We start from the raw sequence: 12202 nt of genomic DNA, 5'->3' as shown, positions 1-12202 counted from the left end.
CGGACAACGGCGGAGCGCGCCCTCCCTGAGGAGGACGCGCTCCGCCGACGGGGCCGTGCCCCGGTGTCAACCGCTTTCCGGCCCGCCCGGCTCCCCCGGTCCGTCCGGCTCCCCCGCACCCCCCGGCCCGTCCGGTTCCCCCGCCGGTCCGCTTCGGGCCGCTCCGCCCAGGTCCTGGTCGCGCTCGGCCGCGAAGTGGCAGGCCGACTCGTGCGCGGCCGCCCCGCTCAGCCAGCCCGGCACCGCCAGCAGCGGCACCTCCACCGCGCACTTCTCCTGCGCCTTCCAGCAGCGGGTGCGGAAGCGGCAGCCGGACGGCGGGTTGGCCGGCGAGGGCACGTCACCGACCAGCACGATCCGGTCCCGGTTCGCGCGCGCCGTCGGGTCCGGCACCGGCACCGCGGAGAGCAGCGCCTGGGTGTACGGATGCGTGGCGTGGTCGTAGATCTCCCGGTCGCTGCCGATCTCCACCAGCTTGCCCAGGTACATCACGCCGACCCGGTCGGAGATGTGCCGGACGATCGAGAGGTCGTGCGCGATGAACATGTACGAGAGGTTGAACTCGCTCTGCAGCTGCTCCAGCAGGTTGATCACCTGCGCCTGGACGGACACGTCCAGCGCGGAGACCGGCTCGTCGCAGATGATGATCTCCGGCTTGAGCGCGAGGCCGCGGGCGATGCCGATGCGCTGGCGCTGACCGCCGGAGAACTGGTGCGGGTACCGGTTGATGTACTCCGGGTTGAGGCCGACGACGTCCAGCAGGTCCTGGACGGCCTTGCGCCGGTCGCCCTTGGGAGCCACCTCCGGATGGATCTCGAAGGGCTCGCCGATGATGTCGCCGACCGTCATCCGCGGGTTGAGCGAGGTGTACGGGTCCTGGAACACCATCTGGATGTTCCGGCGCACCGCCTTCAGCCCCGCCCCGGTCAGCCGCGAGATCTCCTCCCCCTTGTAGCGCACCGAGCCGCCGGTGGCCGGCTCCAGGTTCATCAGGACCTTGGCCAGCGTCGACTTGCCGCAGCCCGACTCACCGACGATGCCCAGCGTCTCCCCCTGCATCAGGTCGAAGGAGACGCCGTCGACGGCCTTGACGGCGCCGACCTGCTTCTTGAACAGCACGCCCCTGGTCAGCGGGAAGTACTTGACCAGGTCGCGGACTTCGAGGATCGGCTCGCCGCGCGCCACCTCCTGCTCGAAGGCGGCCTCCTCCGGCGCCTCGACCGCACCGGCCCCGTCAGCGGTCATGGAGGGTCTCCTTCCAGAAGAAGCAGGCGCTGCCCCGCCCGGCCAGCTCGGTGCCGTCGTCCTCGGTGACCGGGAACAGCTCCGGCACCTCCCGCCGGCAGATGTCCTGGGCGCGCGGACAGCGCGGGTTGAACGCGCAGCCCGGCGGGATCCGCAGCAGGTTGGGCGGCAGGCCCTTGATCGCGTACAGCTCCTGGCCCTTCTGGTCCAGGCGCGGGATGGAGTCCAGCAGGCCCCGGGTGTACGGGTGCGCCGGGCGCGCGTAGAGCTCGTGCACGGGCGCCGTCTCCACGATCCGGCCCGCGTACATCACCGCGATCTTGTCCGCGACGTCGGCGACCACGCCCAGGTCGTGGGTGATCAGGATCAGCCCCATGTGGTACTCGGTCTGCAGCTCCGCGAGCAGGTCCATCACCTGGGCCTGCACGGTGACGTCCAGGGCGGTGGTGGGCTCGTCCGCGATGATCAGGTCCGGCTCCAGGGCCAGCGCCATGGCGATCATGATGCGCTGGCGCATGCCCCCGGAGAACTGGTGCGGATAGTCATTCACCCGCTGCCTGGCGGCCGGGATGCGCACCCGCTCCATCAGCTCGACGGCCTTCTCCTTGGCCGCCTTGCGGGAGGTGCCATGGTGGGCGCGGAACATCTCGCCGAGCTGGAAGCCCACCGTCAGCACCGGGTTGAGCGAGGAGAGCGCGTCCTGGAAGATCATCGCGATCTTCTGGCCGCGCACCTTGCGCCGCTGCTCCTTGTCCATCACCAGCATGTCCTGGCCCCGGAAGCGGATCTCGCCCCGGGGGATGCGGGCCGGCGGCATGTCCAGGATGCCCATGATCGCCTGCGCGGTCACCGACTTGCCGGAGCCGGACTCGCCGAGCACCGCCAGCGTCTCCCCGGCCCGGACGCTGTAGTTGACCCCGTTGACCGCCTTGGCCACCCCGTCCCGGGTGACGAACTCGACGTGCAGGTCGCGCACGTCGAGCAGCGGGCCCTCGTAGGGCGCCTCCCGCCGGTCCTTGCCGGGATCGACTGCTGTGGTCATGATGCGTCCCCTCGCTCAGCGCAGCTTCGGGTCGAGGGCGTCGCGCACCGCGTCGCCCAGCATGATGAAGGCCAGCACGGTGATGGAGAGCGCCGCGGCCGGGAAGAACAGCACGTACGGGGCGGTCCGGATCACCTTCTGGGCGGAGGAGATGTCGATGCCCCAGGAGATGGTCGGGTCCTGCAGGCCGATGCCGAGGAAGCTCAGCGTCGCCTCGGTGGCGATGTAGCCGCCCAGCGCGATGGTCGCCACCACGATCACCGGGGCGACCGAGTTCGGCAGGATGTGCCGCAGCATCAGCCGTCCGGTGCCGGCGCCGAGCGCCCTCCCGGCCACCACGAAGTCGGACTGCTTGACCGTCAGCACCGCGCCGCGCATGACGCGGGCGATCTGGGTCCAGCCCAGCACGCCCAGCGCGACCACCACGGTCCACACCGTGCGGGTGGAGAAGGCGTTCAGCAGCACCAGCGCGCCCAGCAGCAGCGGGATGCCGAAGAAGATGTCGACGATCCGGGAGAGCACCGCGTCCACGGTGCCGCCGAAGTAGCCGGCCACCATGCCGGTCAGCCCGCCGAGCAGGGTGACCGTGGCGGTCACGAAGATGCCGACGGTGATCGAGGCCCGGGCGCCGTACACCACCCGGGCGTAGATGGAGCGGCCCTGGCCGTCGTAGCCGAACCAGCCCGCGCCGAAGAAGTCCGTCCAGTCCGGCCGGCGGAGGTAGTTGTTGACCAGGTCGGCCTTGCGCGGGTCGGCGTCGGTGAACGCCCCGGGGAAGATCGCCATCACGATCAGCAGCAGGATCAGCACCGCCGAGATCAGGAAGATCGGCCGCCGCCGCAGGTCGCGCCAGGCGTCGCCCCAGAGGCTGCGGGCCTCTTCCCGCTTCTCCGGGTCGGGCTCGACCAGGGTCTCCTGCTCGACCGCCATGCCCTGCTCGCCGGCGTAGTCCAAATGGTCGACCCCCGGCTTGGGATGCGGCTCGTAGGAGCTCTCGTCGTGGATGTCAGGCATAGCGGATCCTCGGGTCCAGGACCGCGTAGAGCAGGTCGACGACGAGGGAGGCCACCAGGTAGACGATCACCAGCACGGTGACGATGCCGACCACCGTCGGCCCCTCCTTCTGGTTGATCGCCCGGTAGAGGACGTTGCCGACGCCCTGGACGTTGAAGATGCCCTCGGTGACGATCGCGCCGCCCATCAGCGCGCCGAGGTCGGTGCCGAGGAAGGTGACCACCGGGATCAGCGAGTTGCGCAGCAGGTGGCGGGTGACGATGGTGCGCCGGGGCAGGCCCTTGGCCACCGCGGTGCGCATGTAGTCGGCCCGCAGGTTCTCGCCGATGGAGGTCCGGGTCAGCCGGGCGACGTACGCGAGCGACAGCGATCCCAGCACGATCGCCGGGAGGATCAGCTGCGAGAGGTCCTTGGAGTCCTGGACCGTCGGGGTCACCCAGCCCAGGTTGGTGGCGAAGACCGTCTGGGCGATGTACGCCAGGACGAAGACCGGGATGGAGATCACCAGCAGGGTGAGGATCAGCACCAGGGTGTCCCGCACACTGCCCCGCTTCAGCCCGGAGACCAGGCCCAGCAGCAGGCCGAAGACCATCTCGAAGACGAAGGCCAGCAGGGCCAGCCGGATGGTGACCGGGAAGGCGTCCGCCATGATGTCGGAGACCGGACGGCCGGTGAAGCTGGTGCCGAAGTCCCCCTGGAAGAGGTTCCCCATGTAGTGCAGGTACTGCTTCCAGATCGGCTGGTCGAGGTAGTACTTGTGCTTGATGCTGGCCACCACGGCGGGGTCCGCGGCCTTCTCCCCGAACAGCGCCGAGACCGGGTCGCCCGGCAGTGTGTAGACCATCAGGAAGATCAGCAGCGTGGTGCCGAAGAACACCGGGATCATCTGCAGTACCCGCCGCAGCACGTAACTGCCCATTCGAGCCTCCTTCCCGGAGATGTGGTCGAGTGCCCGGGGCCCCGCCCTCCGTGCGGGAAGGGCGGGGCCTGCGCGGGGAACTCGTCAGCCGATGACCTCGACCTGGGTCCAGGCCGGGTTGCCGAAGGAGTCGAACTTCACGTTCTGGACCTTGGTGGAGTAGCCCGAGGTCGTGCGGTAGTACCAGAGCGGGATCGCCGGCATGCCGCTGGGCAGCACGGCCTCGGCCTGCTGGTAGCCGGTCACCGAGTCGGCGACGCTGGCGGCCTGGTCGGCCTGGGTGGCGAGCTGGTCGAACTGCGGGTTGCTGTAGCCGAAGTCGTTGGACGCTGCGCCGGTGCGGTACACGTCGGCGAGGAAGTTGGCGTTCAGCGGGTAGTCCTGGACCCAGCCGGTGCGGAAGGCGCCGTCGATCTGGTGGCCGGTGATCGCGGCGCGGGCGGTCTTGAAGTCCGGCTTCGGGTCGCCCACGCAGTCCACGCCGGTGCTCTGCCGGATCGAGTTGCAGACCGCGTCGACCCACTCCTTGTGGCCGCCGTCCGCGTTGTAGGTGATGGTCAGCCGGTTGCCGGGGACGCCGCCGCCCTCGGTGATCAGCTGCTTCGCCTTGGCCGCGTCGAAGGTGCAGAACTCGCCGCACTGGCCGTCCTTGTAGCCCTCGACGCCCTCGGCCACCCAGGCGGTGGCCGGCTTGCGCGAGCCCTGCAGCACCGTCTTGGTGATGGTGTCGCGGTCGATCGCCATCGACAGGCCCTGGCGGACCTTCGCCTTGTCCGGGGAGGCCCAGTCGGCCTGGTAGAGCGTGAAGCCGATGTTCTGGATGGCGCCCTGCGGCTCGTCGACCGCCCGGTCCCCGAGGTCGGCCTTGTAGGTGGCCAGGGCGGAGGGCGGCACCTGGTCCATCACGTCCAGGTTGTTGGACTGCAGGTCGGCGTAGGCGGCCTCGGCGGTGCTGTACATCTTGAAGACGACGCCGCCGTTCTTCGGCTTGTCGACGCCCTGGTAGTCCGGGAAGGCCTTCGTGGTCAGCTGCTGGTTGTGGTCCCAGCTGACGAACTGGTAGGGGCCGTTGCCGACCGGCTTCTGCCCGTACCCGGCGGGGTCGCCGAAGAAGGCGTCCGGCAGCGGGGAGAAGGCGATGTAGCCGAGCTTGTACTCGAAGTACGAGACCTTGCCGCTCAGCTTGACGGTGAAGTGCAGGTCGTCCACGACGGTCAGCCCGGACATCTTGTCCGAGGTCGGCTGGCCGCTCGCCGGGTGGACGTCCTGGTAGCCCTCGATGTCGGAGAACCAGGAGCTGTTGATCTGGTTGTTGGCGGTGGTCGCGCCCCAGTTCCAGGCGTCCACGAAGTTCTTGGCGTGCACCGGCGTGCCGTCGTGGAACTTCCAGCCGTCCTTCAGCGTGATGGTGAAGGTCTGCGAGTCGCTGGTCTCGATCGTGTCCGCGACCTGCATCCGGATCTTCGCGTTCGAGGGGTCGTAGTCGACCAGGCCCTTGAACAGGTTCTGGATGATGCGCCCGCCACCGGTCTCGTTGGCGTTGGCCGGCTGCAGCGGGTTCTGCGGTTCGCTGCTCTGGTAACTGAAGGTCTTGCTGCTGTCCGACGAACCGCTGCTGCCGCCGTCGTCGCTGCTGCTGCATCCGCCGGCCACCAGGGCCACGGACGTCGCTGCGGCGAGGACCCATCGAGCACGGGTGGCCACGGGCATGGAGGTCCCTCCTCAAGGTGTGTGACGCATCACACCCCATGAGAAGCGCGGCCGCCCGGCGGCGCGAGCGGGGTACCCCCGGACGGGTGCGCGGCGCGGACGGCGGTTGACGCCCCGCCGGACCGGGCGCGCGAACGCCGGAGGGGCCCGCGCCGCGAACGGCAGCGGGCCCCTCCGGGCGGGAACGAACGGGCGGTCAGACCGCGGCGGTCTCCCGGACGGCGGCGAAGTGGCACGCCGACTGGTGCTTGGCCGGGCCGCTCAGCACCTCGGGCACCGCGAGCAGCGGGACCTCGGTCGAGCAGCGCTCCTCCGCCTTCCAGCAGCGGGTGCGGAAGCGGCAGCCGGACGGCGGGTTGGCCGGCGACGGGATGTCGCCGGTCAGGATGATCCGGTCGCGGTTGGCGCGAGCCTCCGGGTCCGGCACCGGCACCGCGGAGAGCAGCGCCTGGGTGTACGGGTGGGTGGCGTTCTCGTAGATCTCCTCGTCCGAGCCGATCTCGACCAGCTTGCCCAGGTACATCACGCCGACGCGGTCGGAGATGTGCCGGACGATGGAGAGGTCGTGCGCGATGAACATGTAGGAGAGCTCGAAGTCGTTCTGCAGCTGCTCCAGCAGGTTGATCACCTGCGCCTGGACGGACACGTCCAGCGCGGAGACCGGCTCGTCGCAGATGATGATCTCCGGCTTGAGCGCGAGGCCGCGGGCGATGCCGATGCGCTGGCGCTGACCGCCGGAGAACTGGTGCGGGTACCGGTTGATGTACTCCGGGTTGAGGCCGACGACGTCCAGCAGGTCCTGGACGGCCTTGCGGCGGTCGCCCTTGGGAGCCACCTCGGGGTGGATCTCGAAGGGCTCGCCGATGATGTCGCCGACCGTCATGCGCGGGTTGAGCGAGGTGTACGGGTCCTGGAACACCATCTGGATGTTCCGGCGGACGGCCTTGAGGGCCGGGCCGGACAGCTTGGAGATGTCCTCGCCCTTGAACAGGACCTGGCCGGAGGTGGCCCGCTCCAGGTTCATCAGGACCTTGGCCAGCGTCGACTTGCCGCAGCCCGACTCGCCGACGATGCCGAGCGTCTCGCCCTTCGCCAGCTCGAAGGAGACGCCGTCGACGGCCTTGACGGCGCCGACCTGCTTCTTGAACAGGATGCCCTGGGTCAGCGGGTAGTGCTTGACCAGGTCCTTGACCTCCAGGATGGGCTCAGCCATGGAGGGTCTCCTTCCAGAGGTGGCACGCGCTGCGGCGGCCGGTGAGCTCCTTGCCGTCCTTGTCGGTCACCTGGTGCAGCTTCGGGATCTCCGTGCGGCACAGGTCGGTGGCGACGTCACAGCGGGGGTTGAACGCGCAGCCGGCCGGGACCTTCAGCAGGTTCGGGGGCAGGCCCTTGATCGCGTACAGCTCCTGGCCCTTCTGGTCCAGGCGCGGGATGGAGCGGAGCAGGCCCTTGGTGTACGGGTGCGCCGGGTTGGCGTACAGCTGGTGCACCGGGGCGGTCTCGACGATCCGGCCCGCGTACATCACGGCGATCTTGTCCGCGACGTCGGCGACCACGCCGAGGTCGTGGGTGATCAGGATCAGGCCCATGTTGTACTCGTCCTGGAGCTCCGCGAGGAGGTCCATCACCTGGGCCTGGACGGTGACGTCCAGGGCGGTGGTGGGCTCGTCCGCGATGATCAGGTCGGGCTCCATGGAGAGCGCCATGGCGATCATGATGCGCTGGCGCATACCGCCGGAGAACTGGTGCGGGTAGTCGCCGACGCGCTGCTTGGCGGCGGGGATGCGCACCCGCTCCATCAGCTCGATCGCCTTCTCCCGGGCCTCCTTCTTGGAGGCCCCGCGGTGCACCCGGAACATCTCGCCGAGCTGGGCGCCGACGGTCATCACCGGGTTCAGCGAGGAGAGCGCGTCCTGGAAGATCATCGCGATCTTCTGGCCGCGGATCTGCCGGCGCTCCTCCTCCTTCATCGCGAGCATGTCCTGCCCGCGGAAGAGGATCTGGCCCTGGCTGATCTTGCCGGGCGGCATGTCGAGGATGCCCATGATGGTCTGGGCGGTCACCGACTTGCCGGAGCCGGACTCGCCGAGCACCGCCAGGGTCTCACCGGCGGCCACGGAGTAGTTGACGCCGTTCACGGCCTTGGCGACGCCGTCCCGGGTGTGGAACTCCACGTGGAGGTCCTTGACCTCCAGCAGCGGGGTGCCAACCTCGAGGCGGCCGTTCTTCTGGTTCTTCTCGATCACGGTGGTCATCGGGTCGTCACCTCTTCTCTCAGCGGAGCTTCGGGTCGAGGGCGTCGCGGACCGCGTCGCCGAGCATGATGAAGGCCAGCACGGTGACGCTCAGCACGGCGGCCGGGAAGAGCAGGACGTGCGGGGCGTTCAGGAACCGGGGCTGGGCGTCGCTGATCATCAGGCCCCAGGAGATCTGCGGGGGCTGGACGCCGATGCCCAGGTAGGACAGCGCGGCCTCGGCGCCGATGTAGACGCCCAGGGAGATCGCGGCGACGACGATGACCGGCGCGATGGCGTTCGGCAGGATGTGCCGGAAGGTGATCCGGCCGGAGCCGGCGCCCAGGGCGCGGGCCGCCATCACGTAGTCGTTGTTCTTGTTGGCCAGCACCGAGGCGCGCATGATGCGGAAGATCTGCGGCCAGCCGAGGACGGCCATGACCAGCGAGACGGTGTAGGCGTTGCCGGTGCCGAGCATCGACATGATCAGCATGCCGCCGAGCAGCAGCGGGATCGAGAAGAAGATCTCGGTGAAGCGGGACAGGATCGAGTCGACGATCCCGCCCTTCCAGCCGGCCAGCAGGCCGAGCAGGGAGCCCACCACGGTGACCGTGAGGGTGGTCAGCACACCGACGGTGACCGAGTTGCGGGCACCCCAGATGGTGCGGGTGTAGATGTCGCAGCCCTGGACGTCGAAGCCGAACCAGTGGTCGGCACTCGGACGCTTGAGCGAGTTGGCCAGGTCGCAGGCGCCGCCCTCGAACGGGCTGCCGTCGGTGAACAGCTGCGGCACCGCGGAGATGACCAGCAGGCAGAACACCAGCACCGCGCCGATGATGAAGACCGGGTTGCGCCGCAGGTCGCGCAGCGCGTCCGACCAGAGGCTCGCGACGCGCTCGGGCTTCTGGGCCTTCGCCGCGCCCTTCGGGCCGTTGTCGTCGGAAGGGGCCTCGGTGCCCTTGGTGATGGTGTCACTCATAGCGGATCCTCGGGTCGAGCACGGCGTACAGCAGGTCCACGAGCAGGGTGGTGACCAGGTAGATCAGCACCAGCAGCGTGACCACGCCGACGATGATCGTGCCCTGCTTCTGGTACACGGACTGGGCGAGCAGGCCGCCGATGCCGTGGATGTTGAAGATCCTCTCGGTGATGACCGCGCCACCCATCAGACCGCCGAGGTCGGCGCCCAGGAAGGTGACGATCGGGATCAGCGCGTTGCGCAGCGCGTGACGGCCGATGACCCGGCGCCGCTTCAGGCCCTTGGCGACCGCGGTGCGGACGTAGTCCGCGCGCATGGTCTCCATCAGGCTGGTGCGGGTCAGGCGGGCGACGTACGCGAGCGACATCGAGGCGAGGACGAAGGCCGGCAGCAGGTACGCGCGCAGACCGTCCTCCTCGTTGAAGGAGACCGAGAAGATCTCGATGCCGTAGTCGTTCTTCAACTTGACGCCGAGCACGAGCTGCAGCACGAAGCCGGTGACGAAGACCGGGATCGAGATGACCAGCAGCGTGCTGATGAGGACCAGCTGGTCCAGGAACTTCCCCTTGCGCAGGGCCGCCATGACACCGGCCGCGACACCGACGACCGCCTCGATGACAAAGGCCACCAGGGCGAGGTTGACGGTGTACGGGAAGGCGTCCCCGATCATTTCGCTCACCGGGCGACCGGTCAGGCTCTCGCCCAGGTCACCCTGGAAGACGCCGGTGATGTAGTTCCAGTACTGAACGAGGAACGGGTCGTTCAGGTGGTACTTCTCGCGGATCATGTCCGCGACGATCGGGTCGGCTCGCTTCTCGCCGGCCAGCGCCTGCACCGGGTCACCGGGCAGGTAGTGGACCAACGCGTAAATCAGCAGCGTCGCGCCGATAAGGACAGGGATCGCCTGTATCAGTCGGCGGATCACATAGCGGCCCATTAGACCTCCACACTTTCGGACAAGGAAGGGAGGCGGGGGGAGCCGGACTGTGGTCCGGACTCCACCCGCCCCCTATCGTCTGCGTCTCAGATCAGCCGGCGAGCTCGACCTCGTCCAGGTTCATGCGGCCCTGGGCGTCGGTGTCGAAGTTCTTGATCTTCTTGGAGTACGCGGCGGAGGACATGTAGGTGTACACCGGGATGTACGGCAGGTCCTGGATCAGGACGTCGTCGGCCTGCTGGTACAGCTTCAGGCCCTCCTCCGGGCTCTTCGCCTGGTCCGCCTGGTCCAGGAGCGACTCGAACTGCTCGTTGACGTAACCGCCGTAGTTCGAGCCGTTCTCGATCGCGACCTTGGAGAAGATCGGGCGCTCGTAGTTCTCGATCGACGGGTAGTCCATCGACCAGGCCATGCGGAAGGCGCCCGAGTACTGCTTGTCGCCCAGCGCGTCCAGGATCTTGCCGAACTTCTCGAACGGCTTGGTGGTGACCTCGACGCCGAGGTTCTTCTTCAGCTGGTTGGCGACGGCCTCGATCCACTCCTTGTGGCCGCCGTCGGCGTTGTAGCCCAGCTCGATGGTGTTGTTCGGGACACCGCCGGCGGTGTCGAACAGCTGCTTGGCCTTGGCCGGGTCGTACTTGGCCGCGTCGCCCATGGCGCCCTTGCGGTAACCCGGGATCAGCGGGTTGATGAAGTCGTCGGCCGGGACGCGGGTGCCCGAGAAGATCGTCTTGGTGATCGACTCCCGGTCGATCGCCATCGAGATCGCCTTGCGGATCTCCGGCTTGCCGTAGGCGGCCGGGTTGGTCGAGATCGGGAAGCCGATGTAGCCGACGCCCGACTCCGGCTTGTAGATGTAGCGGTCGCCGAACTCGCCCTTGACGGTACCCATGGCCGAGATCGGGAGCTTGTCCGTGGCCTGGATGTTGTCGGCGCGCAGGTCGTTGTACGCGGTGTCCAGGTTGTCGTAGATCCGGAAGGTGACGCTCTGCAGCTTCGCCTTGCCGTCAGCGGCCGGGAAGTTGTCGAAGCGCTTGACCTTGATCTGCTTGTTGTGCTCCCACTTGCCGTCCATCTGGAACGGGCCGTTGCCGATGGGGGCCTCTTCGAAGGACTTCGGGTCGCTGAAGAAGGCCTTCGGCAGCGGGTAGAAGGCGTTGTAGCCCAGCATGGTCTTGAACTGGGAGAACGGGTTGGTCAGGGTGACCGTGAAGGTCTTGTCGTCGACGACCTGCAGGCCCTTGAGCTTGTCGGTGGCCGGCTTCTTGTCCTTGCCCGGGGCGAGGTCGGCGGAGCCGTCGATCTTGGCGAAGAACGGCAGGCCCTCGGCCGCGTTGTCCTGGTTGGCGCCCCAGTTCCAGGCGTCCACGAAGGACTGGGCGGTGACCTTCTCACCGTTGTGGAAGGTGTAGCCGTCCTTCAGCTTGATCGTCCAGACCTTGCTGTCCGGGGACTCGATCGACTCGGCGACGCGCAGCTTCGGCTCGTTGGTCTTGTTGTCGTACTCGACCAGGCCGGCGAACAGCGCGTTCAGGACCTCGGCACCCTCGGACTCCGCGGTGTTCTGCGGGACCAGGCCGTGCTGCGGCTCACCGAGCTGGACGGCGATCGAGCCGCCGCCGGAGGCGGCCTTGTCGTCGCTCTTCGAGCTGGTGCTGCAGGCGGTCGCCGCGAGGGCGATCGCGGTCGCCGCGACGAGCCACTTGGTCTGGGTTGCACCACGCATGGGGGGATGCCTCCTGAATTCGACTTTCCAACGAGGAGAGCACCGCGGGCGGTTGGTCCGGTCCGCCGTGCCGTCCGCGCTCGTGGTTTCGGCGCGCACCCCTGCGCGTTAACCCTTGACCCGAGCCTGACTGCACCCACTATGTGTCACGCACGGACACGAAAGTGACCACTGCCGATCTCAATTAGGTCACATGAACGGTCGGTAAGTTTCGAAAATCGGACATATGAGACATACTCAGACAGGCATCAACCGGACAGTCGTCATGAATGACGGACTGTCACGTTCGCTCAGCGGACACCTCGGCGTGGTAAGCGCTATTCCGTTTATACGCGCGTCGACAGCGTGGAGTAGTTGAAATAGTTCGCCCCCCTCTCCATCGGAAAGGGGGGCGAA

At 68.0% G+C, this 12202-nt stretch carries 10 protein-coding genes; all 10 read right to left on the bottom strand.

Annotated elements, in window-relative coordinates; genetic code table 11:
• Positions 1-66: 66 nt before the first annotated feature.
• Positions 67-1245, bottom strand: coding sequence for an ABC transporter ATP-binding protein (locus ABT238_RS14550; protein WP_350563325.1), 1179 nt, complete (start codon positions 1243-1245; stop codon positions 67-69).
• On the bottom strand, positions 1235-2287 hold the full coding sequence (locus ABT238_RS14545) for an ABC transporter ATP-binding protein (RefSeq protein WP_350563323.1): 1053 nt from the start codon (positions 2285-2287) through the stop codon (positions 1235-1237). The genes ABT238_RS14550 and ABT238_RS14545 overlap by 11 nt, the downstream gene beginning before the upstream one ends.
• 15 nt (positions 2288-2302) lie before the next feature.
• Positions 2303-3301, bottom strand: coding sequence for an ABC transporter permease (locus tag ABT238_RS14540; RefSeq protein WP_502884203.1), 999 nt, complete (start codon positions 3299-3301; stop codon positions 2303-2305).
• Complete coding sequence (locus ABT238_RS14535; protein ID WP_350563321.1) at positions 3294-4220, bottom strand: ABC transporter permease; 927 nt, start codon at positions 4218-4220, stop codon at positions 3294-3296. Before ABT238_RS14535 ends, ABT238_RS14540 begins: the two co-directional genes overlap by 8 nt.
• A gap of 84 nt (positions 4221-4304) precedes the next feature.
• A complete protein-coding gene (locus ABT238_RS14530) occupies positions 4305-5930 on the bottom strand; it encodes a peptide ABC transporter substrate-binding protein (RefSeq protein WP_350563319.1) in 1626 nt (541 codons plus the stop codon).
• Between the two features lie 196 nt (positions 5931-6126).
• A complete protein-coding gene (locus ABT238_RS14525) occupies positions 6127-7143 on the bottom strand; it encodes an ABC transporter ATP-binding protein (RefSeq protein WP_350563317.1) in 1017 nt (338 codons plus the stop codon).
• Positions 7136-8185, bottom strand: a complete 1050-nt coding sequence (locus ABT238_RS14520) for an ABC transporter ATP-binding protein (protein WP_350563315.1) — start codon at positions 8183-8185, stop codon at positions 7136-7138. Before ABT238_RS14520 ends, ABT238_RS14525 begins: the two co-directional genes overlap by 8 nt.
• A gap of 19 nt (positions 8186-8204) precedes the next feature.
• Positions 8205-9143 carry an ABC transporter permease gene (locus ABT238_RS14515; RefSeq protein ID WP_350563312.1) on the bottom strand — a complete coding sequence of 313 codons (939 nt, stop codon included), beginning with the start codon at positions 9141-9143 and terminating at the stop codon, positions 8205-8207.
• Entirely contained in the window at positions 9136-10080 is a 945-nt protein-coding gene (locus ABT238_RS14510; RefSeq protein ID WP_350563310.1) for an ABC transporter permease, read from the bottom strand. Before ABT238_RS14510 ends, ABT238_RS14515 begins: the two co-directional genes overlap by 8 nt.
• A gap of 91 nt (positions 10081-10171) precedes the next feature.
• On the bottom strand, positions 10172-11806 hold the full coding sequence (locus ABT238_RS14505; RefSeq protein WP_350563307.1) for a peptide ABC transporter substrate-binding protein: 1635 nt from the start codon (positions 11804-11806) through the stop codon (positions 10172-10174).
• Between the last annotated feature and the right edge of the window lie 396 nt (positions 11807-12202).

The organism is Kitasatospora sp. NPDC001527 (assembly GCF_040298605.1).
GTDB lineage: Bacteria > Actinomycetota > Actinomycetes > Streptomycetales > Streptomycetaceae > Kitasatospora.
This window is presented reverse-complemented; position numbering and strand designations above follow the sequence as displayed.

What these genes read in the sequence shown, in the direction of transcription:
- ABT238_RS14505 (WP_350563307.1), bottom strand. Translation starts at nt 11,806, where the DNA reads ATGCGTGGTGCAACCCAGACCAAGTGGCTCGTCGCGGCGACCGCGATC.
- ABT238_RS14540 (WP_502884203.1), bottom strand. Translation starts at nt 3,301, where the DNA reads ATGCCTGACATCCACGACGAGAGCTCCTACGAGCCGCATCCCAAGCCG.
- ABT238_RS14550 (WP_350563325.1), bottom strand. Translation starts at nt 1,245, where the DNA reads ATGACCGCTGACGGGGCCGGTGCGGTCGAGGCGCCGGAGGAGGCCGCC.
- ABT238_RS14525 (WP_350563317.1), bottom strand. Translation starts at nt 7,143, where the DNA reads ATGGCTGAGCCCATCCTGGAGGTCAAGGACCTGGTCAAGCACTACCCG.
- ABT238_RS14515 (WP_350563312.1), bottom strand. Translation starts at nt 9,143, where the DNA reads ATGAGTGACACCATCACCAAGGGCACCGAGGCCCCTTCCGACGACAAC.
- ABT238_RS14530 (WP_350563319.1), bottom strand. Translation starts at nt 5,930, where the DNA reads ATGCCCGTGGCCACCCGTGCTCGATGGGTCCTCGCCGCAGCGACGTCC.
- ABT238_RS14535 (WP_350563321.1), bottom strand. Translation starts at nt 4,220, where the DNA reads ATGGGCAGTTACGTGCTGCGGCGGGTACTGCAGATGATCCCGGTGTTC.
- ABT238_RS14520 (WP_350563315.1), bottom strand. Translation starts at nt 8,185, where the DNA reads ATGACCACCGTGATCGAGAAGAACCAGAAGAACGGCCGCCTCGAGGTT.
- ABT238_RS14545 (WP_350563323.1), bottom strand. Translation starts at nt 2,287, where the DNA reads ATGACCACAGCAGTCGATCCCGGCAAGGACCGGCGGGAGGCGCCCTAC.
- ABT238_RS14510 (WP_350563310.1), bottom strand. Translation starts at nt 10,080, where the DNA reads ATGGGCCGCTATGTGATCCGCCGACTGATACAGGCGATCCCTGTCCTT.